23 protein-coding genes and 1 pseudogene are annotated in these 22,697 nt (G+C 71.5%); 11 read left to right on the forward strand and 13 right to left on the reverse strand.

Going from position 1 to position 22,697, the window contains the following annotated elements; translation table 11 throughout:
• Nucleotides 1–89 precede the first annotated feature (89 nt).
• From MM440_RS01885 to MM440_RS01925, 9 genes and pseudogenes are all read left to right on the forward strand, one after another.
• Nucleotides 90–878, forward strand: coding sequence for a VOC family protein (locus tag MM440_RS01885; RefSeq protein WP_241441494.1), 789 nt, complete (start codon nucleotides 90–92; stop codon nucleotides 876–878).
• A gap of 34 nt (nucleotides 879–912) precedes the next feature.
• Complete coding sequence (locus tag MM440_RS01890; protein WP_241441495.1) at nucleotides 913–1,653, forward strand: maleylpyruvate isomerase family mycothiol-dependent enzyme; 741 nt, start codon at nucleotides 913–915, stop codon at nucleotides 1,651–1,653.
• Nucleotides 1,654–1,729: 76 nt separating this feature from the next.
• The gene (gene purB, locus MM440_RS01895) at nucleotides 1,730–3,142 is read left to right on the forward strand and encodes an adenylosuccinate lyase (protein ID WP_241441496.1); all 1,413 of its coding nucleotides are present in this window, start codon (nucleotides 1,730–1,732) and stop codon (nucleotides 3,140–3,142) included.
• Nucleotides 3,143–3,222: 80 nt separating this feature from the next.
• Nucleotides 3,223–3,819 carry a hypothetical protein gene (locus MM440_RS01900; RefSeq protein WP_241441497.1) on the forward strand — a complete coding sequence of 199 codons (597 nt, stop codon included), beginning with the start codon at nucleotides 3,223–3,225 and terminating at the stop codon, nucleotides 3,817–3,819.
• Between the two features lie 38 nt (nucleotides 3,820–3,857).
• The gene (locus MM440_RS01905) at nucleotides 3,858–4,217 is read left to right on the forward strand and encodes a barstar family protein (RefSeq protein WP_241441498.1); all 360 of its coding nucleotides are present in this window, start codon (nucleotides 3,858–3,860) and stop codon (nucleotides 4,215–4,217) included.
• Nucleotides 4,214–4,678, forward strand: coding sequence for a guanyl-specific ribonuclease (locus MM440_RS01910; protein WP_338155589.1), 465 nt, complete (start codon nucleotides 4,214–4,216; stop codon nucleotides 4,676–4,678). Before MM440_RS01905 ends, MM440_RS01910 begins: the two co-directional genes overlap by 4 nt.
• A gap of 93 nt (nucleotides 4,679–4,771) precedes the next feature.
• Nucleotides 4,772–5,053: a metal-sensitive transcriptional regulator gene (locus MM440_RS01915; protein ID WP_241441499.1), complete on the forward strand. Its 282-nt coding sequence runs from the start codon at nucleotides 4,772–4,774 to the stop codon at nucleotides 5,051–5,053.
• A gap of 52 nt (nucleotides 5,054–5,105) precedes the next feature.
• The gene (locus MM440_RS01920; protein ID WP_241441500.1) at nucleotides 5,106–5,330 is read left to right on the forward strand and encodes a heavy-metal-associated domain-containing protein; all 225 of its coding nucleotides are present in this window, start codon (nucleotides 5,106–5,108) and stop codon (nucleotides 5,328–5,330) included.
• Nucleotides 5,331–5,386: 56 nt separating this feature from the next.
• Nucleotides 5,387–7,638, forward strand: a pseudogene (locus tag MM440_RS01925) (heavy metal translocating P-type ATPase).
• 43 nt (nucleotides 7,639–7,681) lie between these two features.
• Here MM440_RS01925 and MM440_RS01930 read toward each other — a convergent pair.
• From MM440_RS01930 to serS, 8 genes are all read right to left on the reverse strand, one after another.
• A complete protein-coding gene (locus MM440_RS01930; protein WP_241441501.1) occupies nucleotides 7,682–8,317 on the reverse strand; it encodes a VOC family protein in 636 nt (211 codons plus the stop codon).
• A 43-nt stretch (nucleotides 8,318–8,360) separates the two neighbouring features.
• Complete coding sequence (locus MM440_RS01935) at nucleotides 8,361–9,188, reverse strand: TrmH family RNA methyltransferase (RefSeq protein ID WP_241441502.1); 828 nt, start codon at nucleotides 9,186–9,188, stop codon at nucleotides 8,361–8,363.
• A 34-nt stretch (nucleotides 9,189–9,222) separates the two neighbouring features.
• On the reverse strand, nucleotides 9,223–10,968 hold the full coding sequence (locus MM440_RS01940) for a glycoside hydrolase family 13 protein (protein ID WP_241441503.1): 1,746 nt from the start codon (nucleotides 10,966–10,968) through the stop codon (nucleotides 9,223–9,225).
• A 57-nt stretch (nucleotides 10,969–11,025) separates the two neighbouring features.
• A complete protein-coding gene (locus MM440_RS01945) occupies nucleotides 11,026–11,730 on the reverse strand; it encodes a hypothetical protein (protein ID WP_241441504.1) in 705 nt (234 codons plus the stop codon).
• A 223-nt stretch (nucleotides 11,731–11,953) separates the two neighbouring features.
• Entirely contained in the window at nucleotides 11,954–12,331 is a 378-nt protein-coding gene (locus MM440_RS01950; protein WP_241441505.1) for a DUF3237 family protein, read from the reverse strand.
• A gap of 198 nt (nucleotides 12,332–12,529) precedes the next feature.
• Entirely contained in the window at nucleotides 12,530–13,951 is a 1,422-nt protein-coding gene (locus tag MM440_RS01955) for a dicarboxylate/amino acid:cation symporter (protein ID WP_241441506.1), read from the reverse strand.
• Between the two features lie 139 nt (nucleotides 13,952–14,090).
• Nucleotides 14,091–14,921 (reverse strand): HAD family hydrolase, encoded by an 831-nt coding sequence (locus tag MM440_RS01960; protein ID WP_241441507.1) that lies wholly within the window; start codon nucleotides 14,919–14,921, stop codon nucleotides 14,091–14,093.
• A complete protein-coding gene (serS, locus tag MM440_RS01965) occupies nucleotides 14,918–16,246 on the reverse strand; it encodes a serine--tRNA ligase (RefSeq protein ID WP_241441508.1) in 1,329 nt (442 codons plus the stop codon). Before serS ends, MM440_RS01960 begins: the two co-directional genes overlap by 4 nt.
• Nucleotides 16,247–16,313: 67 nt before the next feature.
• On the opposite strand from serS, the gene MM440_RS01970 reads away from it, so the two are divergent.
• Together MM440_RS01970 and MM440_RS01975 are read left to right on the forward strand one after the other, a co-directional pair.
• Nucleotides 16,314–17,672 carry a diacylglycerol/lipid kinase family protein gene (locus tag MM440_RS01970; RefSeq protein ID WP_241441509.1) on the forward strand — a complete coding sequence of 453 codons (1,359 nt, stop codon included), beginning with the start codon at nucleotides 16,314–16,316 and terminating at the stop codon, nucleotides 17,670–17,672.
• Complete coding sequence (locus MM440_RS01975) at nucleotides 17,581–17,955, forward strand: SRPBCC family protein (protein ID WP_241441736.1); 375 nt, start codon at nucleotides 17,581–17,583, stop codon at nucleotides 17,953–17,955. Before MM440_RS01970 ends, MM440_RS01975 begins: the two co-directional genes overlap by 92 nt.
• Before the next feature lie 674 nt (nucleotides 17,956–18,629).
• On the opposite strand, the gene MM440_RS01980 is transcribed toward MM440_RS01975, so the two are convergent.
• From MM440_RS01980 to MM440_RS02000, 5 genes are all read right to left on the reverse strand, one after another.
• Nucleotides 18,630–19,319 carry a Type 1 glutamine amidotransferase-like domain-containing protein gene (locus MM440_RS01980; protein WP_241441510.1) on the reverse strand — a complete coding sequence of 230 codons (690 nt, stop codon included), beginning with the start codon at nucleotides 19,317–19,319 and terminating at the stop codon, nucleotides 18,630–18,632.
• Nucleotides 19,320–19,400: 81 nt separating this feature from the next.
• The gene (locus tag MM440_RS01985) at nucleotides 19,401–20,582 is read right to left on the reverse strand and encodes an ATP-binding protein (protein ID WP_241441511.1); all 1,182 of its coding nucleotides are present in this window, start codon (nucleotides 20,580–20,582) and stop codon (nucleotides 19,401–19,403) included.
• A gap of 124 nt (nucleotides 20,583–20,706) precedes the next feature.
• The gene (locus tag MM440_RS17190; RefSeq protein WP_338155590.1) at nucleotides 20,707–20,850 is read right to left on the reverse strand and encodes a hypothetical protein; all 144 of its coding nucleotides are present in this window, start codon (nucleotides 20,848–20,850) and stop codon (nucleotides 20,707–20,709) included.
• Nucleotides 20,847–21,659 (reverse strand): GNAT family N-acetyltransferase, encoded by an 813-nt coding sequence (locus MM440_RS01995; protein ID WP_241441754.1) that lies wholly within the window; start codon nucleotides 21,657–21,659, stop codon nucleotides 20,847–20,849. Before MM440_RS01995 ends, MM440_RS17190 begins: the two co-directional genes overlap by 4 nt.
• Nucleotides 21,659–22,687: a prephenate dehydratase gene (locus MM440_RS02000; RefSeq protein WP_241441737.1), complete on the reverse strand. Its 1,029-nt coding sequence runs from the start codon at nucleotides 22,685–22,687 to the stop codon at nucleotides 21,659–21,661. Before MM440_RS02000 ends, MM440_RS01995 begins: the two co-directional genes overlap by 1 nt.
• Between the last annotated feature and the right edge of the window lie 10 nt (nucleotides 22,688–22,697).

A 22,697-nucleotide genomic window follows, 5' to 3' on the forward strand; every position in this document is an offset into this window, starting at 1 on the left:
ATTCGCTGGACTGGCTCAGCACGACCGAAGACCTGCCATCACGCACGCCGCCGGGTCGACCCTTGGCCCGGCCTCAGCAAGGAGCCGAGTTGACCTCGTCCCGCCACGCCCTGACCGAGGGCCAACCCTGCTGGGCCGAGCTGGTCGCCAACGACGCAGCCGGCGCCCGCGACTTCTACGACCGGCTGTTCGGGTGGGACTTCGTCCCGTCCGTCCGCGCCGACCTCGGCCACAGCTTCGCCACCCTGAACGGCGTCCCGGTCGCGGGGATCGGGCCGGCCGTCGCGGAGATCCCGGACTTTCGCGGCTGGATGATCTACCTGCAGACGCCGGACATCGTCGCCGCCCTGCTGCGCGCGCAGGCGGGCGACGCCGAGGTGGCCGTCACGCCGATCAGCCTCGGCGAGGGCCGGTTCGCGTTCGGCACCGACCCGGGCGGGGTCACGTTCGGCCTGTTCGAGGACGACAGCTCGTTCGACCGTCCGGCGCCGGAGACCGAGCCGGGGTCGGTGATCTGGCACGAGCTGATGACCCGCGACTACGAAGGCAGCCAGGAGTTCTACCGCTCGCTCGTGGGCTACCGCTTCGAGGAGCTCGCCGGCGACGGCGAGCCGGCGTTCTCCGCCATCACCACCCGCAGCGGGCGGACCATCGGGGGCCTCGGCTCGATCGGGCCGGAGTTCGACGCGTCCGTGCCGCCGCACTGGATGCCCTACTTCCGCGTCGACAACGTCACCACGACCTGCAACCGGGCGCTCTACCTCGGCGGCGAGGTGCGCACCGGCCCGCTGAGCAGCCCCGAGGGGCCGTTCGCGGTGCTCGCCGACCCCCAGGGCGCGGCCTTCGCCGTCATCGCTCCCGTCGACCTGCCCGACTGAGTGCCGCTGCGTCGGCCCGCCTAGGATCGCGACCATGGACAACGCCGCCCGTCTCGCCGCCCTCGCCCAGGCCACCAGCCGCTTCGGCAGCGACCTCGCCCAGCTCGCCCCCGAGACACCGGTGCCCTCGTGCCCCGGCTGGACCGTCGAGGACCTCGCGCTGCACCTGCAGGACGCCTACCTGTGGGCGGTCGCCGCGCTCGGCACGACCCAGCGCCCCGAGCGCCCGCACACCGGGCACACCGACGAGACCACCCTCGTCGAGGGCTACAACACGGCCGCCAAGCTGCTGCTCGAGCGGCTGCGCGAGACCCCCGCCGACGCGCCGGCGTGGACGTTCTTCGCCGGCGACCGCACGACGGCGTTCTGGATCCGGCGGATGCTGCACGAGACGGTCATCCACCTGGTCGACCTGGGTCTCGCCGGCCAGCGAATCATCGGCGAGGGCGCCGAGATCGACCCCGAGGTCGCCGACGACGGCATCGAGGAGTTCCTCGAGGTGCTGCTCGGCCGGTTCGTCCTCGCCGACCCCGGCATCCTGCCGCTGCCGCTGCGGCTGACCACCACCGACACCGGCTCGCGGTGGACCGTCCAGATGGCCGGCGGCGAGTACTCCGTCGCCCCCACCGCCGACGGCGACGACGCCGCCGTGATCTCCGGCACGGCGGTGCAGATCTACCTCGCGCTCTGGGACCGGCTCGACCGGTCGGTCCTGCACATCGACGGTGAGGGCCCCGCCGCCCGGCACTTCCTGGCGTCCCGCATCGCGCCCTGACGCGTGCTGGCTGGCGGCCGCGGACCCCTCGTGAGCGCAGGACGCCCGAGGGGACGACCCTTGACACAATGGGGTCATGGCTTCCCTCGCTGACGTGTCTCCGCCCATCGCCCTCGGGGCCCTCGACGGCCGCTACCGCGGTGCCGTCGCGGCGCTCGTGGACCACCTGTCCGAGCCGGCGCTCAACCGGATGCGGGTGCACGTCGAGGTCGAGTGGCTGATCTACCTCACCGACCACCAGGTGGTGCCGGGGGTGCGCGCGCTGACGGACGACGAGAAGGCGCAGCTGCGCCAGGTAGTCACCGACTTCGGCGCCGACGACATCGCCGAGCACGCCGAGATCGAGCGCGAGACGGTGCACGACGTCAAGGCGGTCGAGTACTACCTCAAGCGCCGCCTGCAGCGCATCGCCCCGGCCGACGAGGACCGGGGGCTCGCCGAGCTCATCCACTTCTGCTGCACCAGCGAGGACATCAACAACCTGTCCTACGCCCTGATGGTCAAGGGCGCGGTCGAGCAGGTCTGGGCGCCCAAGGCCCAGGCTCTCGTAGACCAGGTGGCCGCGATGGCGCGCGAGCTGCGGGAGGTGCCCCTGCTGGCGCACACCCACGGCCAGCCGGCGACGCCGACGACCCTGGGCAAGGAGCTGGCCGTGTCGGCGCACCGCCTCGGTCGCCAGCTGCGGCGCATCGACGGCCAGGAGTACCTCGGCAAGCTGAACGGCGCGACCGGCACCTTCGGCGCCCACCTCGCGGCGGTGCCGGAGGCGGACTGGCCGGCCATCTCGCGCGGCTTCGTCGAGAGCCTCGGCCTGGTGTGGAACCCGCTCACCACCCAGATCGAGAGCCACGACTGGCAGGCCGAGCTCTACGCCGACGTGGCCCGGTTCAACCGGATCCTGCACAACCTCTGCACCGACGTATGGACCTACATCTCGATGGGGTACTTCGCCCAGGTGCGCGGGCAGGGCACGGTCGGCTCCTCGACGATGCCGCACAAGGTCAACCCGATCCGCTTCGAGAACGCCGAGGCCAACCTCGAGGTGTCCAACGCGCTGCTCGACGTGCTCGCGTCGATGCTGGTCACGAGCCGGCTGCAGCGCGACCTGACCGACTCGTCGATGCAGCGCAACATCGGCACGGCGTTCGGCCACAGCATCCTCGCCCTGGACAACGCCTCGCGCGGGCTCGCCGGCCTCGACGCCGTGCCCGCCGCGATGGCCGCGGACCTCGACGCCAACTGGGAGGTGCTCGGCGAGCCGATCCAGTCCGCGATGCGCGCGCTCGGCGCCCAGGGCGTGGCCGGCATGGAGAACCCCTACGAGCGGCTCAAGGAGCTCACCCGCGGTCGGCGCATCGGCCAGGCCGAGCTGGTGGAGTTCGTGCGCGGCCTCGGCCTGCCGGCCGAGGTGGAGGAGCGCCTCGCCGCCCTCACGCCGCAGACCTACACCGGTGTCGCTGACCGGTTGGTCGACCACCTCGACGGATGATCGACAGGGCGGCGTCCGGGAACCGGCCGCGCCGACCGCACGTCCGACGTGCGCACGTCCACCCGTCCGAAGGGATCACCATGAAGCGCTCGACCCTCGCCCTCGTCACCCCGATGCTCGCCGCGACGCTGGCGCTCAGCGGGTGCGGCGGTGGGACCACCGGCAGCGGCACCACCCCGACGACCAGCACCACTGGCGGCACCACCGCGGGCGCCACCCCAGGTGGCAGCGCCAGCACCGTGGCCGCCCCGGCCGTGACCTGCCCGACCGAGAGCACCCGGTCGTTCGCGAAGACCCGCTTCCTCGCCGACGTCGGTCTCGCGGCCGGCACCTTCCACCGGTGGATCTACAAGCCGTACCAGGAGGGCAAGTTCACCAAGGGCGCCGACGGGCGCACGCTCGCCCTCGCCAAGGCGGTCGGCGTCGCGGCGTTGGACGTCAAGCTGCTCAACAACGCCTACGAGAACGTCCAGGCCGACCCGACCCTGTGCAAGACGATCGGTGAGCCGCTCGGCAAGCTGAAGAACCAGGTCAACACCATGAAGGACCAGATCACCCACGGTGACTTGAGTTCCGTCGCGGGCGCCGAGGTCATCCTCGGCAGCCTCCTCGGCACCGCGAAGCAGAACGGCCTGCCCGTCACCGAGACCACCGACGAGTCCACCGCCAAGCTGTAGACCGTCATGGCAGCCAAGAGGTCGTCCTCCCCGCCGCCGTGCTCGGCGCCCGTCTCGCCGAGCAGGGCTACACCGTGCGCACCGTGCGCGGCGCGCAGCTCACCGACCTGCGCGCCGCGCAGCGGGCCGTGGCCACCGCCCTGCACCTGCCCGGCAACGCCGCCACCAACCTGGACGCGCTGGTCGACTCGCTGCGTGACCTCGACGACTGGTGGCCGCACGACCCGCGGCTCGCGCTGCTGTGGGAGGACGCCGACGTGCTCCAGGAGCACGACCCGAAGGGCTGGGCCACCCTGCAGGACATCCTCGACGAGGCGTCCGAGCGCGAGCCGGGGCGTCTTCGCATCGAGACGGTCGGCACCGCTGCCACGCAGCGTCGGCCGCGAGACGCCACGTGAGCTCGCGCCGGCTGCACCCCCTGGTCGGGGCCCTCGCCCTGGGGCTGGCCCTCACCGGCTGTGGCGCGGTAGCCCCCTCGCCCGGCTCCGGTGCCACGACCGGCAGCGGGGCCGGCACCACGACCAGCAGGGCCGCCACGAGCTCTACCGACTCCGAGGGCGTGCGGACCTGCGCGGTGGACACGCTCCCGGCGCAGGCGCGCGACACGATCGACCTGGTCAAGGCCGGCGGCCCGTTCCCCTACCCCCGCAACGACGGGGTGACGTTCGGGAACTACGAGGGCCACCTGCCGAAGGCCAAGCGCGGCTACTACCGCGAGTACACCGTCAAGACGCCGAAGGCCTCCAACCGCGGGGCGCGCCGCATCATCACCGGCGGGACCCCGGTTACGGACCCGCCGCGGTGGTACTACACCGGTGACCACTACGACCACTTCTGCGCGATCACCGGGCTGGGCTGACCGCCCCATCGGCCCCCGGTGCGCCTCTTGAGGGAATACCCCATGGGGGTATGCTGGTTCCAGCGAGACCAGCACCGATCGTCAGGAGCGCAGATGGCCGGATACTCCGAGTCCAAGGACGACTACCTCAAGCGGCTGGCCCGCATCGAGGGGCAGGTGCGCGGCATCCGGCGCATGGTCGACGAGGACGTCTACTGCATCGACATCCTCACCCAGGTCGCCGCCGCCACGAAGGCGCTGCAGGCCGTCAGCCTCGGGCTGCTCGAGGACCACATCGGCCACTGCGTCGTGGGGGCCGCACGCGAGTCCGACGAGGCCGCCGAGGCGAAGGTCCACGAGGCGTCCGCCGCGATCGCCCGCCTGGTGCGAGCCTGAGCGCCCACACCAGACCCAGCACGAGTTCTACCGTCTAGCAGGGGAGTTCATCATGGCAGCCGAAACCACCGTCCTGGTCGTCAAGGGCATGACCTGCGGGCACTGCGCCCAGGCGGTCACCACCGAGCTGAGCGCTGTCGAGGGCGTCACCTCCGTCGAGGTCGCGGACGTCGTGCCCAACCACGACACCGCCGTCACCGTGCACCACGAGGGTCCCATCACCAGCGAGACCCTCGCCGAGGCGGTCGACGAGGCGGGTTATCAGGTGGTCCTGTGACCCCGAGCACCAGCACCCGCACCACCGACCAGTCCGTAGACCTCGCCATCGGCGGGATGACCTGCGCCTCCTGCTCGGCCCGGATCGAGCGCAAGCTCAACAAGGTCGACGGCGTGCAGGCCTCGGTCAACCTCGCCACCGAGAAGGCGCACGTGACCTTCCCCGGCGGCGTCACCCCCGAGGACCTGGTGAAGGTGGTCCAGCAGACCGGCTACACCGCGACGATCCTCGGCGGCCAGGCGTCCGCCCGGGCGAGCGCCACCGGTGCCACCGGTGCGCCGGCCCACGAGCACGAGCACGACGCCCACGACCACGGCGACCCCGCGCCCGTGCAGCTCCCCGACGACGCGAGCCCCTGGGCCCGCGCGGACGCCTGGATGAGCCGAGCGTCGTTGCGGACCCGCGCGCAGGTCGCCGTCGCGCTGTCGATCCCCGTCGTGCTGCTCGCCATGGTGCCGTGGTTCCACCACGCCCTCGGCGGGTCGCGCCCGTGGATCGAGCTCGTCCTCACCACGCCGGTCGCGGTCTGGGCCGGCTGGCCGTTCCACCGCGCCGCCGCGATCAACGCCCGGCACGGCGCCTCGACGATGGACACGCTCGTGTCGATCGGCGTCTCGGCGGCCTACCTGTGGTCGGTCGTCGCGACCTTCGGCGGGTTCACCGGGCACCTGTACTTCGAGGTCGCCGCGGTCGTCATCACCTTCCTGCTGCTCGGTCGACTGGCCGAGCAGCGCGCCCGCACGTCGGGTCGCTCGGCCCTCACCAGCCTGATCGAGCTCGGCGCGAAGGACGTGGCGGTGCAGCGCATCGACCCGACCTCGCGCGCCACGCACGAGGTCCGCATCCCGGTGGACCAGCTGCAGGTCGGTGAGGTGTTCGTGGTCCGACCCGGCGAGAAGGTCGCCACCGACGGGGTCGTCGTCGAGGGCCGTAGCGCTCTGGACCGCTCGCTCGTCACCGGCGAGTCCGTGCCCGTCGAGGTCGGTCCGGGCGACGAGGTGACCGGCGGCACGGTCAACACCCACGGTCGGCTGCTCGTGCGCGCCACCCGCGTCGGCGCCGACACCACGCTCGCCGGGATCACCCGGCTGGTCGAGGCGGCCCAGACCGGCAAGGCGCCGGTGCAGCGCCTGGCCGACCGGATCAGCGCGGTCTTCGTGCCCGCGGTGCTCGTCATCGCCGCGCTCACCCTGATCGGCTGGCTCGTCACCGGGCACGACGTCACGGCGGCGCTGTCCGCCGCGGTCTCGGTGCTCGTCGTCGCCTGTCCGTGCGCCCTCGGGCTCGCCACCCCGACCGCGCTGCTCGCCGGCACCGGACGCGGCGCCGAGCTCGGCGTGCTGATCAAGGGCCCCGAGATCCTCGAGAGCACCCGCCGGGTCGACACCATCGTCCTGGACAAGACCGGCACCCTGACGACCGGCACCGCCACGCTCACCAGCGTGGTCCCGGCGGGCCGGCTCACTGCCGCACGGCGGCGCTGCAGGCCGCGGCCTCCGTCGAGGCGGGCAGCGAGCACCCGATCGCCCTCGCCATCGTGGACGCCGCTCAGCGTCGCGGCATCGAGCTGCGGCCGCTCACCGACTTCGTCAACCTGCCCGGCTCGGGCGCCCGCGCCAGCATCAAGGGCACCGAGGTCACGGTCGGTCGTGCGGCCCTGTTCGACTCCGTGCCTGCCGAGCTGGCCGGTGCGGACTCGACCGGCACCACGGTCTACGTGGGCTGGGGTGGGGTGGCGCGCGCCGCCCTGACGGTCTCCGACGAGGTCCGCACGACCTCGCGCGAGGCGATCACGCGGTTCCGCGAGCTGGGCCTCACGCCCTACCTGCTCACCGGTGACAACAGCCGCACCGCAGCCGCGGTCGGGCAGCAGGTGGGCATCGACCCGCAGCACGTCCTCTCCGACGTGCTGCCCGCCGACAAGCACGCGGCGATCCGGGCGCTGGAGGAGCAGGGCAAGGTCGTGGCCATGGTCGGCGACGGCATCAACGACGCCGCCGCGCTCGCGCAGGCCGACCTCGGCCTCGCGATGGGCACGGGCACGGACGTGGCGATCGACTCGGCCGACATCGTCCTGGTGCGCCCGGACCTGCTGGCCGTCGCGGACGCCATCGGGCTGTCCCGGCGCACGCTGCGGATCATCAAGCAGAACCTCGCGTGGGCGTTCGGCTACAACCTGGTAGCCATCCCGCTCGCGGTGTTCGGTGCCCTCAACCCCATGGTGTCGGGCGCTGCGATGGCCGCCTCGAGCGTCATCGTGGTGCTTAACAGCCTGCGGCTCAAGGCGTTTGCGCGGCGCGACGGCTGAGCCACTCGCCGACCCACGCCCCGACCGACGGCCCCCGAACGCGCTACAGCGTGACGGGGCCGTCCGGCGTCGCGAAGGTGACGCCCTGCAGCCCGGGGGCGCCGTGCGGCGCGACGAACTCGAAGCCGATCTCGACCGGCGCGAAGTCCGGCGGCAGGCCGAGCCACTCGAGCACCCGCGCGGGGTCGCCGGCGATCTGCAGCTCGGTGATGGTGACGGTCGTGCGCGCGTCGTCGGAGGGGTGCGGGCTGGCCTCGTCCCACTGCACGAAGTAGGGCAGCTGCGGGTCGTTGATCAGACCCTTCACGCCGATCTGGCGCCAGGTGTAGGCGACGCCGTCGGGGCGAGTCCGGTTGCCCGGCACGCTCGCTCGTCCGAGCCGGGCCTCGGGGCCGGTGAGGTCGTCGACCGCGACGACCCAGCCGAGCCAGCCGCCGCCCTCCTCGGTGCGGTGGCGCACCGCCTGGCCGAAGGGCGCCTTGTCCGACGCCGGGTGGTCGAGCACCTCGACGACCTCGACGTAGAGGTGCTTGGCCAGGGGCAGGATCATGTTGCGGGTGCCGAAGCGCGGGTGCACCCCGCCGTAGACCGGCCGCACACCGAGTGCCTCGCCGAGGCGGTCGGCCGTGGCGATGGACCCGTCGGGCTCCGCGGCATAGGACACATGATCAACGCGCATGGCGTCATGGTGGCACAGGGTGACGGACCTCAAGGAATCCGCCTCAGGGACGGGGAGCTGCCCTCGCTGCCCGCCGCTGCCGGACGGCCTCGTAGATGATCAGCGCGGCCGAGGTGGCCACGTTGAGCGAGTTGGCCTTGCCCGACATCGGGATGCGCACGCGCACGTCGGCCGCCTCGAGGAACTCGTCGGTGAGCCCGTCCTTCTCCGCGCCGACGCAGATCGCGACCGGACCGGTGTAGTCCACGTCGGTGTACTCCACGTCGGTGTCCGGTGTGGCGGCGACGACGGTGACCCCGCGCGCCTTCATCCGGGCGAGCGAGTCGGTGGTGGCGCCGGACGCCACCGGCACCGAGAAGACCGTGCCCTTGCTGGCGCGCACGAGGTTGGGGTTGCCCCAGTCGGTGACCGGGTCGATCGCGAGGACCGCGTCGACACCGGCGGCGTCGGCCGTGCGGAGCATGGCCCCGAGGTTGCCCGGCTTCTCGACGCCCTGGCAGACCAACAGGAAGGGCTGCTCGCCGAGCGGCACCGCGTCGCACTCGATCTGCCTCGTCCGCACGACAGCGAGGAAGCCGTCCGGGCCCTCGCGGTAGGCGACCTTCTCGAACGCCGCCCGACCGAGTCGGATGGTCTCGGTGCCGCTCGCGGCGACGTCGTCCACGACGGCCAGCTGCGCAGTCGGGTCGAGCATCAGCTCGGGGCAGTAGTAGAGCGTGATCGGGCGGAGCCCGGCCGACAGCGCCAGCGACAGCTCCTCGTAGCCCTCGAGGAGCGTCGTGCCCGTCTCCTCACGGGTCCGCCGCCGGCGCAGCGCGGTGAGCGCCCGCAGGCGCGGGTTCGACGGTGAGGTGATGACGAGCTCACTCATGGCTGCCGGTTCCGCTCTCTCCAGTTCCGCTGTCTCACAACGCGTTCGAACGTCGGTAGACGCGGGCTTCCCACGCGCTCAGGGTGATTGGCGAGTCGCCTTGTGCGACAGGACCGTTCGTCGAGACGAGCTCCGCCTCGCTCCAGGCCTGGGCGTCGTCGACCGGCACGGCCACCCCGTCGTCGTCGCTGAGGTTGGCCACCACGAGCAGCTCGGTCCCCTCGTGCGCCCGCGTGAACGCGTAGACCCGCTCGTCGTCCGGCAGCAGCATGGTGAAGTCGCCGTCCGCGACGGTCGGCTCGTCGTGCCGCAGGTCGATCAGCGAGCGGTAGTGGCTGAGCACCGAGTCGGGGTCGTCGACCTGGGCGGCGACGTTGATGTCGACGTAGTTCGGGTTGACCGCGATCCACGGATCCCCGCTCGTGAAGCCGGCATGCGCGCTTGCGTCCCACTGCATCGGGGTGCGCGCGTTGTCCCGGCCCTTGTAGCGCAGCGCTGCCAGCACCCGCTCGGGGTCGGCGCCGTGCGCGACGGCCTCGTGGTAGTGGTTGACCGACTCGAGGTCCTCGAAGTCCTCGATCCCCTGGAAGGGATAGTTGGTCATGCCGAGCTCTTCGCCCTGGTAGACGTACGGCGTGCCGCGGTGCAGGTGCAGCACGGTGGCGAGCGCCTTGGCGGACCGCACCCGGTGCTGCGGGTCGTCGTTGCCGAACCTGCTGACGGCGCGCGGCTGGTCGTGGTTGTCCCAGTAGAGCGAGTTCCACCCGCGCTGCGCGAGACCGGCCTGCCAGCGACCGAGCGATGCCTTGAGCGCCGTGAGGTGCAGGGGCCGGACGTCCCACTTGCCGCCGGGACCGGAGTCGAGGTCTACGTGCTCGAACTGGAAGACCATGTCGAGCTCGGCGTTCGCCGCGTCGGTGTACTCCTGCGCGAGCTCCACTGTGACACCAGGCATCTCGCCGACCGTGAGGAACGGACGGTCGTGCCCGGCGAAGACCTCGGTGTGCATCTCCTTGAGGAACTCCGGCAGTCGCGGACCGCACGCGACGGCCTTGAAGTTGTCGCCGTAGAGCCCACCGTCGGGCACCGGGCCGTCGGCGTAGGCCTGGTCCTTGGAGATCAGGTTGATGACGTCCATCCGGAAGCCGTCGACCCCGCGCGCCAGCCACCAGCGCATCATCGCGTAGACCGCCTCGCGGACCTCCGGGTGCTCCCAGTTGAGGTCCGGCTGCTTGGGGCTGAACAGGTGCAGGTAGTACTGCCCCGTCGCCTCGTCCCACGCCCACGCGGACCCGCTGAACGCGGCGCCCCAGTTGTTGGGCTCGGCGCCTGGCGTCCCACCGAGGAAGCCCGGCCGCGGGTCCCGCCAGACGTACCAGTCACGCTTGAGACTGCTACGGCTGGAACGGGACTCCTCGAACCACGCGTGCTCGTCGGAGGTGTGGTTGACCACCAGGTCCATGACCACGCGCAGCCCGCGAGCGTGCGCGGCAGCGATCAGCTCGTCCATCTCGGCGAGCGTGCCGAACAGCGGGTCGATGTCCTGGTAGTCGCTGATGTCGTAGCCGTTGTCGTCCATCGGCGAGCGGTAGACCGGGCTGAGCCACACCACGTCGACACCGAGCCGCTTCAGGTGGTCGAGCCGGTCGATGATCCCGCGCAGGTCGCCGATGCCGTCCCCGTCGCCGTCCGCGAAGCTGCGCGGATAGATCTGGTAGACGACCGCGGACTTCCACCAGTCGCGCGGCAGGCGTGACTCGCCCGGGATCAGCTCGGTCATGGCGGACAGCCTACGTCGGGCCGCCCAGGGCGATGGGCTCCGGGCGGCCGTCGGAACTCAGCGGACCTGGGCGCCGGACATCGAACCGGCCAGGGTGGCGTAACCGGTCGCCGGGAAGACGACGCGGTAGGTCGCCTTCTTGGGTGCGTAGATCCGGATCGAGCTGTTGCCCTGGGCGTTGGTCGTCGTGGTGCGGATCGTCTTCCACGTCGTGCCGACCAGCTGCTGGTACTGCACGGGCAGGCCGGCCCCGGGCGTCCAGTACGAGTGGAACTCCGTCGGCTGGATGTAGCGCATGGTCGTGCCGGCGACCGTGACGTAGGAACCGGACCGGCTCGACCGGATGTTCTGCGTCGAGTTGTTCTTGATGGCGAAGGTGAAGTCGCGCGAGCTGGGTCCACCCGATCCGTTGAAGTCGAGGACCTCCACCTTGGCCTTGCCGATGCCGTAGTGGCCGAACGCCTGGTAGTCATAGACGTTCTCGTCGAACCGGACGCTGGACGTGCAGCTGCTGATGCTCTGCGAGAGCCAGTCGACCTGGCCACCGTGGGGGTCGTAGAGGGTGACGTTCACCATCCCGTCGCAAACGGTCTGGCCAAGCTTCGCCGTGAAGAACCGGCGCTGCGTCTGGTCGACGCGCCACTCACCCGGGGTGAAGCTCGTCGCGGTGGCGGACGCCGTGGTCGTGGCCGGCAGCGCCGGGGCTCCGGCCGCCTGGCTGGCGCTAGCAGTCCCGCCCGTCGCGAGCGGGACGGCGAGCACGCTCGCAGCGAGGGCGGACGCACCGAGGGCGCGGGTGAGCTTCGTCTGGTTCCCCTGGGATCGAGGCCGCCGCGTCGCGGCGGCCGACACAATGAGCGCTCAGTATCACTGATGCGCCACCGATTTGGCGGCCGGAGCGATCTCCGATGTTGTTCAACGTCCCAGCGCTCAACGACCCGGTGGGGCAACGGGACTCAGGCGGGAAGGCGATGACGCGGCGCGCTCACTCCACGACGAAGAACTCGATCGTCACGCCACGAGGAGCGCGCCGGCCGACGCCGACGAAGATCCGTTCGTGGACCCACGCCCACGGACCGTCGACGGCGGCGGCGAGGCGAGGCGCACACCGGAAGTAGACCCGGTCAGGGTCAACGGCTTCTCCCCGGGCCAGGGCGGCGGAGTCCTCCGGCGAGGCCGATCGGATCGCCCTGTTGTCGACGTAGAGACGGGTGCCGTCGTCGAGATCGATGAGGTACCTCGCCTCGAGGTGGGCCGCGGTGTCGGCCACGAGGAGTTGGAAGTCCGCGCCGCCCGCCAGCACGCGGCCCGACACACCGGTGCCGTGGACCTGCCCGCCGCGGATGGGGACGACGCGGCGCACGCCGTCCCCGTCGGACCGACCGTCAACGGGTCGTCGAGGTCGACCTCGACGGTGAACACGCGCCGCAGCGCCGGCGGGCGGGGTGTCGACATGGTGTCTCCTTCGCGTGCACGGGTTTCCCCACTGTGCGTGGGTCAACCCTGACACGTCCCCGTCCGGCCGGCAGCCTGCCTCAGGCCGAAGGCGAGACAGCGTGCCTCAGGCAGAGGCGCCGGCCAGCTCGCGCTGCGGCTCGTCGGCGAGGACGTCGCCGTGGTGCGGCCGGTCGTACTCGTCACGGTCCAGGATGCCCTCGCGCTTGGCGACGACCAGCTGCACGACGACCTGACCGGCGACGTTGGTGGCCGTGCGGCCCATGTCGAGGATCGGGTCGATGGCGAGCAGCAGACCGACACCGGCCAGCGGCAGGCCCAGCGTCGACAGGGTGAGGGTGAGCATGACGATGGCGCCGGTGAGGCCGGCGGTCGCGGCCGACCCGATGACCGACACGAACGCGATCAGCAGGTAGTCCGTGAGGCTCAGCTGCAGGCCGAAGAACTGCGCGACGAAGATCGCGGCGAGCGCCGGGTAGATCGAGGCGCACCCGTCCATCTTGGTCGTGGCCGCGAGCGGGGTGGCGAAAGACGCGTAGGAGCGCGGCACGCCGAGCCGCTCGGTCACGCGCTGCGTGACCGGCATGGTGCCGAGCGAAGACCGGGAGACGAAGCCGAGCTGGATCGCCGGCCACGCACCCTGGTAGTAGCGCAGCGGCGACAGGCCCTGGCTGCGCAGCAGGATCGGGTAGAACACACCGACCACCAGCGCGAGGCCGAGGTAGACCGCGCCGGCGAACACCCCGAGGCTGGCGAGCGAGGACCAGCCGTAGGACGCTACCGCGTTGCCGATGAGGCCGAGGGTGCCGAGGGGCGCGAGCAGGATGACCCACCAGAGGACCTTCTGCACGATGGCGAGCAGGGAGGCGTTGACCTTGAGGAAGGGCTCGGCCGCGTCGCCGACCTTGATCGCGGCGATGCCGACGACCAGGGCGATGACGACGATCTGCAGGGCCTTGAAGGACAGCGTGCTGTCGACGCCCGTGACCGCCCCGTCAGCGCCGGTGACGGTCGAGCTCGAGACGCCCAGGCCGAGGAAGTTGCCCGGGACGATGCCGGAGATGAAGTCCAGCCAGCTGCCGGAGTGGGCGGGGGCCTTCGCGGCGTCCGCGGCGACCGAGGTGTGCCGGCCGGGCTGCAGCACCAGGCCGAGACCGATGCCGATGGAGACCGACACGGCCGAGGTGATCGCGAACCACTTGAGCGTCTGCCAGGCCAGCCGGGCGCCGTTGGCGACGCCGCGCAGGTTGGCGATGGACGCGACGACGGCGGTGAAGATCAGCGGCGGCACGAGCGCCTTCAGCAGCGCGACGAACGTCGAGCCGATGGTCTGCAGGATCGTCGTCAGCCAGTTCGGGTCGCCCGACGCGGTCGGGCCGATCAGCTGGGCGACGTAGCCGAGGCCGAGGCCCAGCACCAGCGCGAGCAGGATCTGCAGGCTGAAGGAGGGCAGGTGGAGCCGACGCTTCGTGGGCGCGGGCTCGACCGAGGACGTGGATCCGGGTGTGGATCCGGTGGAGCCGGACATGGCACAAGCCTTTCGAGGTCATGAGGAAGCCAGACCTCAAGGATAACGCCGTCACGGGGTAGAGATAATCCCGCGTTATGCAGTCGTGCCGCGGGCGGTGCGGGCCAGCGGCGGGACAGCGGGACCGTGCGCAGACGGTCTACGCGGACTTCTCCGTGCCGGCGGCGAGCACCCGACGCAGCACGGTGGCGAGCCCGTCCTCGTCGACCGTGCCGGTGACGTGGTCGGCGACCGCCTTGACCTCGTCGGGCGCGTTGCCCATGGCGACACCGTGGGCGGCCCAGCGCAGCATCTCGATGTCGTTGCGCTGGTCACCGCACGCGACGGTGTCAGCGGGGTCTACGCCCAGCTTGCGCCGCACCAGCTCGAGAGCCGACGCCTTCGAGACGCCCTCGGGGTTGATGTCGAGCCAGGAGGAGTACCCGACCGCGTAGGTGACGCCGTGCAGGCCGACGTCCTGCACCCGGCGCAGGAAGTCGGCGGGCGGGGTCTCGGGGTCGCGGATGGTCACGCGCGTGGCGGGCAGCTCGAGCAGCTCCTCCCACGGCACGACCCGGATCTCACCGGTCAGCTCGCCCTCGGGGAAGGGCGCCGACACCCGGTAGCCGCGGCCGAGCTCCTCGACGGCGAACAGCGAGGTCGGCATCTTCTCGCGCAGCAGCCGCAGCGACGGACCGGGGTCGAAGGTCACCACCTGGGTGAACTTGTAGCCGCGCCGACGGTTCGGGTCGAGCCGGATCGTCGTGGCCCCGTTGGAGCAGACGGCCCGACCGGTCGTGATGCCGAGCTCGGCGATGATCGGCATCGTGGCGACCGACGCGCGACCTGTCGCCATGACGACGTGGTGCCCGGCGGCGACGACGTCCTGGACGGCGTCGCGCACGGCCGGCGACAGCACTCCGGCATGGTTGATCGTCGTGCCGTCGATGTCCAGGCAGATCATCGACGGGCGAGCGAGCGGCTGGCTCATCGGGGCTCGAGCACCTCGACGCCACCGAGGAACGGTCGTAGCACGGGTGGCACCACCACCGTCCCGTCGGCCTGCTGGTGGTTCTCCAGGAGCGCGACGATCGGCCGGGTGCTCGTGAGCATGGTGCCGTTGAGCGTGGCGACCACCCGCGTGCCCTGCCCCTGCGGGTCGCGCTCGCGGATCCCGAGCCGGCGCGCCTGGAAGGTCGTGCAGTTCGAGGTGGAGGTCAGCTCGCGGTAGCGGTCCTGGCTCGGCACCCAGCCCTCGATGTCGTACTTGCGGGCGGCCGGTCCGCCGAGGTCGCCCGCGGCCACGTCGATCACGCGGTAGGGGATCTCGAGCGAGTCGAGGATGCCGCGCTCGATGCGCAGCAGGTTGGCGTGCTCGGCCTCCGCGTCCTCGGGACGGCAGTAGACGAACATCTCGGTCTTGGCGAACTGGTGCACCCGGAAGATGCCCTTGGTGTCCTTGCCGTGGCTGCCCGCCTCGCGCCGGTAGCAGGTCGAGGTCGCGGCGTAGCGCAGCGGCCCCTCCGACAGGTCGATGATCTCGTCCAGGTGGTAGCCCGCGAGGCCCACCTCCGAGGTGCCGGTGAGGTAGAGCTCGTCGGCCTCCAGGCGGTAGACCTCGTCGGCGTGGCTGTCGAGGAAGCCGGCCCCGGCCATCGTGTGCTCCTTGACCAGGTTGGGGACGACGAGCGGCGTGAAGCCCTCGTCGACCGCCACCTGCTGGGCCAGGCCCATGAGCGCGTGCTCGAGCCGGGCGCCCCAGCCCTTGAGGTAGTAGAAGCGGGACCCGGCGACCTTCGCACCACGCTCGATGTCGATGATGCCGAGGCCCTGACCGATCTCGAGGTGGTCTTTCGGGGCGAACCCCTCGGCCGCGAAGTCACGCGGCGTGCCCACCGTCTCGAGCAGCGTGAAGTCCTCCTCGCCACCCGTCGGCACCCCGTCGATCACGACGTTGCCGATGGTGCGGGCGGTGCGGTCCAGCTCGGCCGCGAGCTCGCCCGAGCGCGCGTCCAGTGTCTTGACCTGCTCGGCGAGCTCGGCCGCGCGGGTGCGGGCCTGCTGCGCGGTCGCCATCTGCTCCGCGGCGTCCGGGGCACCGGCCTTGGCGGCCTTCTGGGCCTGACCCATCAGCGCACCGACCTGCTTGGAGACCGACTTCTGCTCGGCGCGCGCCTGCTCGAAGGCCGACAGCGCGGCCCGACGGGACTCGTCGAGCTCGAGCACACGGTCTACGACGTCGGGGTCCTCGCCGCGAGCGAGCTGGGACTTGCGGACCCGCTCGGGGTCGTCACGCAACAGCTTGATGTCGATCACCCGCCCAGCCTATCGGGGCTGTGTGGAGCGGCCCACCCGGTTGTTTACCGGGGGGTACGGTGATCCCGTGTCAGCCACCACCTGGGCCGTCGTCGCCCTCGTCGTCCTCCTCGTCGCAGTCCTCGCCCTGGTGCTGGTCCTGCGGCCGCCGACGCAGACCGATGAGTTCCAGGGTCGTGGTGGCCGACGACGCCCGCACCGCAACCACTTCCGCGACGGGTCTGAGCACCTCGACGAAGGGCGTCCCATGTCCCAGGCAGCGATCATCGTCAACCCCACCAAGTTCGACGACGTCGAGCGTCTGCGCGACCAGGTCTCCGAGGCCTGCCGGGCCGCCGGCTGGGACACCCCGTTGTGGCTCGAGACCACCGAGGACGACCCCGGCTCCGGCCAGACCCTGAAGGCACTGGACGCCGGGGCCACCATCGTCTGTCCGCTCGGCGGCGACGGCACCGTGCGCCTGGTCGGCAGCGAGCTGGCCGGCACCTCGACGCCGATGGGGCTGCTGCCCGGCGGCACCGGCAACCTGCTCGCACGCAACCTCGATCTGCCGATCGACTCCGTCCGCGACGCCCTGCAGGTCGCCCTGACCGGCAAGAACCGGCGCATCGACGTGTGCACCATCACTGTCGCCCCCACCCCGTCGCCGACGGTCGAGGTGGACGACTCCCCCACCGAGCCCGAGGTGGCGAGCGGGTCCGGGCACGGCCCGCAGACCTACGACTTCCTGGTGATGGCGGGCATGGGCTTCGACGCCGACATCATGGCGAGCACCGACGAGGACCTGAAGGCCAAGGTGGGCTGGGTGGCCTACCTCGTCGCCGGCATCCGCCACCTCAAGGGCAAGCAGTTCAAGACCACCATCGTCACCGACGACGACCGGTTCACCCGGCGCACCCGCAGCATCATCGTCGGCAACGTCGGCAAGCTCCAGGGCGGCATGGCGCTGATGCCCGAGGCGAAGCCCGACGACGGCCTGCTCGACACCCTGGTGCTGTCCCCGCAGGGCGTCGTCGGCTGGGCCGGCGTGGCCGCCAGCCTCGTCTCGCACCACCGCGCGGTCACACGCGGGTCACCCACCACTCGACGAAGTCGGTCAGGGTCACCGCCGACCGCCCGGTCGCCGTCCAGATCGACGGTGACGTGGTGGGTGACGCGCAGCTCGTCGAGGTCGGTGTGCGGCCCGGCGCCCTGCTCGTGCGCGTGCCCGCCTGAGCCGCGGCCGTGCCGTGCGACCCCCGCTGACCCCCCGACCCGCCGCGGCGCGCGGCCCGCACTTCGTGTTCCGGCACAGCTGGACCGTGCCCGCCGACCCGTCCGCGACCTTCGCCGCCCTGGCCGACCTCGCGCACTACCCACGCTGGTGGCCGCAGGTGCGGGCGGTGGCCTCGATCAGCGCGGACGACGCGCACGTCCTGATCCGTAGCGCCGCCCCCGTCACCCTCGAGCTCGACATGCACCGCGAGGTCGTCGACGAACGCTCCGGCGTGCTGGCCACCGTCCTCGACGGTGACCTGGTCGGCTGGGCCCGGTTCACCCTCCACCCCGACGGGCCCGGGCGCACCCGAGCGCGCTATGACCAGGAGGTCATCCTGGCCAAGGCGCCGCTCTCGCACGCCCCCGCCTTCCTCCATCCGCTCATGCGCCTCAACCACGCCTGGATGATGCGCTCCGGCGAGCGCGGTCTCGCCCGGGCGTTGCGTGGTTAGGGCCTGACGGTCTGGGTGAGCTGTCCTGCGATGGGCGAGCTGTCCTGCGGTGGGCCAGCAGTAGATCGGCCACCCAGGGCGGCCGCGCCCGCGCCCGAGCTGGGCATCCGCGCACGAACCCGTGATCCGCGCAGGAAGCCGTGAGTCGCCGCGCTCCCGACCCTGCGCGTGTCACGGGAACGTGCGCATCTCACGGCAACCTGCGCAGATCCACCCCTCGCCAGGCCCAGGTAGACCCCACCCACCTCGCCGTCCACCGGCCACCCGTCCTGGCCCGCCGCCCTGATCGCCTCCCGGCCTCGACCCGCCAGGCCGCACTGGGCGAGCTGTTCTGCGGTGGGCGAGCTGTCCTGCGATAGGCCAGCAGATCGGCCTACCCCAGCCTCGCCACCCACCTGCGCAGGAGCTGGGCATCCGCGCACGAACCCGTGACCCGCGCAGGAAGCCGTGAGACGCCGCCCTCCCGGCCCTGCGCGTGTCACGGGAACGTGCGCATGCCATGGCAACCTGCGCAGATCCACCCCTCGCCAGGCCCAGGTAGACCCCATCCACCTCGCCGCCCACCGGCCACCCGCTCTGGCCGTCCCTATCGTCGGCCGCCAGGCGCACTGGCACCGACGCGCGCGCAACCCCGCGGCCGCGGGCGCCGACCGACACAACCCCACCGCAGCAGGCTAGATCTGCTGCATCACCTGGGCGGTCACGCTGCCGTCCCGGTCGACGCGGTAGGTGCGGGCACCAGGCTTCTCGGCGAGGTGGCCGACCACACGGCCGTCGAGCCAGTGGATCCCGGCGCCGTCGTCGGCACCCCAGCCGACCGGGAGGTCGCCCGCGGCAACCCAGGTGCCGAACTGCGGTGCCCGCTCGGCCTCCTGGCCGTAGTGCGGGCAGAACGATCCGCGCAGGAAGCCGAGACCGCCGCGCCAGGGTTGGACGTGCTCGCCGAACGAGTCCGTCGTGCACGCCTCGTAGAACACCGACGCGCCGGCGCCCGCACCGGCCAGCACGATGTCGCCCTCGGCGCGCAGGTCACGCAGCACCGTGGAGACGCCGTGGGCGTCCCAGAGGGCCATGCAGTTGACGGTGGAGCCCCCGCCGGCGACCAGCACGTCGGCCTCGGTCAGCCGCTCGATCGAGCGCTCGGCGTCCTTCCACAAGGTGAGGACCGTGGTGCGGACCCCGAGCCCGCCGTACGCCTTGAGGAACGCCGCCACATAGGCCGGGTCGTCCGCCGAAGCCGTCGGGGCGAAGCAGACGAGGGGGTTGTCCTTGCCGGAGAGCTCGACCAGGTAGCGGTCGAGGGCGGTCGCGCCACCGTCCGAGGTCGAGAAGGCTCCGCCGCCGAGGGTCACGATGTGCGTCATGCCTCGACGGTAGACCCGCCCCCGTCGGCCCCCGCACCCGGGGCGGCCGTTGGGGTCAGCCACGCCGCCGTTCCGCTCGCCCTAGAAGTCTCGGGCCTGACGGTTGATGAAGTCAGCCATGCGAGGGACAGTAAAGGCAACGCGTCCGTGCTCGGGTGCGTAGATCAGTCCTTTGGCGATCAGGCTTGCTCGGGCTGGGCCGAGCGACGTGAGTTTCTTGCCCAGTCTTTTCGCCACCTCGCCGGAGCTGCTTCCGCCATCACCATCGATGGCCATGGCCTGGAGGTAGTCCCGCTCCTTGGGGGTGGCTCGTTCCCACCGAACTCGGAAGAAGCCGCTGTCGAGGTCGCGCAAGGCGAGCAGGCCACCCAGTCGGGCGTCGTCGTAGCAGATCCTGCCCGCTCCATCCGGGGCCCAGTTCCAGGCAGCCTGGCCGTACTCTTGAAGAAAGTAGGGATAACCGCCCGTGGCATCGATGAGGTGCGTCACGGCATCGCCATCCCAGACGACGCCCTGTTCGACGGCCGGTTCGACGATCGCGTCACGAGCATCGTGGTGGGCCAGCTCGCGAACCTGGTGGAAGGCGAAGAGTCTCTCGGCATAGGACTTCGCCTCCGCGAGCTGGACCGGCAGACTTGGCAGCCCGGCCAGAGCAATCAGCAGCGGCAAGTTGCGCTGAGTGGCAAGGTGAGCGGTCGAGCACAGCACCGTCAGTTCTTCCCGCGTGAGATCTTGCGCCTCGTCGATCAGCAGAGCCAACCCAACGCCTTGGCCGGAGGCGGCGGCGCAGATGTCGCGGACCACCGTCGACACGTCGAACTCGAGTGCACCGCTGTCCGCACCGCCTCCCGCGTCGGCGTCCAGATCGAGGCCGAAGGTCCACACACCCTCGCTCGAGACGGAGGTCTTGAAGGAGACGAACGTCTTCAGCGCCTTGCGGATCTGCGCACCTGCGGAGGGTCGGGCCAAGTCCGCCAAGGATGACTGAAGGGCATCCGAGATCATGCTCCGCAGCGACTTGCCCGCCCCCGCCTCCGTGTAGCCGACGATCCAGCCCACGTCCTCTGCTGCGGCCTGGAGGTCGACCAGGAGGACCGTCTTGCCGACGCCGCGGAGCCCGTACAGCACCATCGATCGTTCTCCGCGTCCTGCCGCAACGCGGGCCAAGGCACTCGCCCAGGCCGCCCGCTGCTCGTCACGTCCCACGAGAGCGGCTGGACGCCTGCCGGCACCGGGCGAATACGGGTTGCTCAGAGTGTCCACGGTCCCACCTATACACGAGTGTAAGCCTGTATAAAAGAACCCTATATTCTTCTACAACTGACCGCTCGAGGACGACCGGGCGGATCCAGGGCCCAGGCCCCCGCACCCGGGGCGCCCGTTCGGGTCAGCGGCGCCAGACGTACGGCGTCGTCGTGGTGACGGCGACCAGCCCGCTGCGCTCGAGGATCGGTCGGCTGGACGGCGTGCAGTCGCTCTGCAGGTAGACCACCCCCGCCTCCACGGCCGCGCGGGCTCGCGCTGCGGTCACGGCGCGGTAAATCCCCCGCCCCCGATACGCGGCGAGCGTCGCCCCGCCCCACAGACCGGCGAAGGCCGTGCCCGGCACGATCTCGAGCCGGCCGCCGCTACCACCGTCGCGGGTGCGCCGTCCGGGTCCGAAGCAACAGCAGCGGCACTCGAACCACCACCAGCACCCGCCGAACCAGCAGCACCCGCCGAACCAGCACCCACCGTCTCGGCCAACCACAGCCGCACGGCACCGGCACTACCGCGCACGGCGGCCAGCGTCTCCTCGACACTGGGCCCGGCGTCCGAGCCGAAGGCCTCGTGCTGCAACGCGGTCAGCCGGGTGACGTCGCCCTCCAGGTCGCCCGTCGAGCCCGCCTCGCGGACCACGAAGCCCGGCGGGAGGTCTACCGGAGCAGCGACCGCATCAGCGCGACCGACCATGACCGTCTCGACGTCCATGGGCAGGATTCCGTTGGCCACCAGGCGATCTGGTAGATCCGTGGGGAGGTCGTGGCCGCGGGTCTTCCACTCGAACCGGATGACCGACGGGTCGTCACGGAAGTGCGCGACCGTCTCGGCGATGAGCCGGTCCAGGTCCGCACCCTCGAGACCGCCGAGGTCGCGATAGGTCACGAAGCCGCGCCCGCCGGGGAAGACCGACCACAGCAGCGGGCCGTGCTCCACGACCTCCAGCGCGTGCGTCACCTCGGCCTCTCGCCGCAGTTGCCCGTCGTAGCGCCGACGCAGCTCGGCCAGGTCCAGCCGACCCCCCGCCGCCGACGGCGACGCCCCCGACGGCGACACCCCCGACTCCCCCGTGACAGCCATCAGGTGAGGCCCTCCCGGTGCCGCAGCGACCGCAGCCACGACCGCGCCTCGAGGAACGCGTCGTCGGTGGCGAGGTCGTCGATGGTCGCAGCGGTGCGGTCGGCGCGCGGGTAGGACCCGAGGAAGCGCACGTCCGCGCAGATGCGGTGCAGCCCGGTGAGGGTCTCGCCGACGCGCTCGTCGAGGACGTGCCCCTCGAAGTCGAGCGAGAAGCAGTACGACCCCATCCCGGCGCCGGTCGGGCGCGACTCCAGCCGGGTCATGTTGATCCCGCGGGCGGCCAGCTGCTCGAGCATCTCCAGCAGCGCGCCGGCCCGGTCTTCCCGCTGGTAGAGCACCACGGTCGTCTTGTCGGCACCGGTGGGGTGCGGGATGGCGCCGGGTCGGGCGACGACGACGAAGCGGGTGACCGCGCCGGCGTTGTCGCCGATGCCCGTGGCGAGCACCTCGAGCCCGTGCGTGGTTGCCGCGACCGGTGCGCAGACGGCGGCCTGATAGCTCGCCGTCTCCGGCACGTCGGCCGAGCCTCCTGAGCGCGAGCCACCCGAGCCCGAACCACCAGAGCCCGAGACCGACCCACCCGCGTCGCGACCCACAGAGAGCCCCTCGGCCGCGGACGCCGTCGACAGCGTGGGCACGTAGAGCGCGTCGGGCAGGTTGGCGCTCATCCAGCCGCGCACCTGGGCCCACGCGTGCGAGTGGGTGCCGACGGCGGTGATGTCCGCGAGAGTGACACCCGCAGCAGCGGCCAGCACGAACGTGATCGGCACCAGCACCTCGCCCACGACCTCCAGCGGGTCGCCGGCCGACAGGGCGTCGAGGGTGGACGGGACGCCGCCCTCGACGGAGTTCTCGATGGGGACGACCGCACGGTCGACGGTGCCGGCCCGAAGGGCCGCCAGCGCACCGTCGACCGTGGCGATCGGCACCCGCTCGCCGTCGACCTGGTTCGTCGCCAGCCAGCTCAGCAGCGCCTGCTCGGTGAAGGTCCCTGCTGGGCCGAAGTACGCGTATCTCACGCCCGTCAGGGTAGCCGGG

It is taken from the genome of Arsenicicoccus piscis (genome assembly GCF_022568835.1).
GTDB classification, from domain to species: domain Bacteria; phylum Actinomycetota; class Actinomycetes; order Actinomycetales; family Dermatophilaceae; genus Arsenicicoccus; species Arsenicicoccus piscis.

Coding starts and splice junctions, on each gene's coding strand:
- MM440_RS01980 (WP_241441510.1), bottom strand. CDS start 19,319: ATGACGCACATCGTGACCCTCGGCGGCGGAGCCTTCTCGACCTCGGAC.
- MM440_RS01960 (WP_241441507.1), bottom strand. CDS start 14,921: ATGAGCCAGCCGCTCGCTCGCCCGTCGATGATCTGCCTGGACATCGAC.
- MM440_RS01900 (WP_241441497.1), top strand. CDS start 3,223: ATGAAGCGCTCGACCCTCGCCCTCGTCACCCCGATGCTCGCCGCGACG.
- MM440_RS01930 (WP_241441501.1), bottom strand. CDS start 8,317: ATGCGCGTTGATCATGTGTCCTATGCCGCGGAGCCCGACGGGTCCATC.
- MM440_RS01995 (WP_241441754.1), bottom strand. CDS start 21,659: ATGGCTGTCACGGGGGAGTCGGGGGTGTCGCCGTCGGGGGCGTCGCCG.
- MM440_RS01940 (WP_241441503.1), bottom strand. CDS start 10,968: ATGACCGAGCTGATCCCGGGCGAGTCACGCCTGCCGCGCGACTGGTGG.
- MM440_RS01920 (WP_241441500.1), top strand. CDS start 5,106: ATGGCAGCCGAAACCACCGTCCTGGTCGTCAAGGGCATGACCTGCGGG.
- MM440_RS01955 (WP_241441506.1), bottom strand. CDS start 13,951: ATGTCCGGCTCCACCGGATCCACACCCGGATCCACGTCCTCGGTCGAG.
- MM440_RS01890 (WP_241441495.1), top strand. CDS start 913: ATGGACAACGCCGCCCGTCTCGCCGCCCTCGCCCAGGCCACCAGCCGC.
- MM440_RS01915 (WP_241441499.1), top strand. CDS start 4,772: ATGGCCGGATACTCCGAGTCCAAGGACGACTACCTCAAGCGGCTGGCC.
- MM440_RS01935 (WP_241441502.1), bottom strand. CDS start 9,188: ATGAGTGAGCTCGTCATCACCTCACCGTCGAACCCGCGCCTGCGGGCG.
- purB (WP_241441496.1), top strand. CDS start 1,730: ATGGCTTCCCTCGCTGACGTGTCTCCGCCCATCGCCCTCGGGGCCCTC.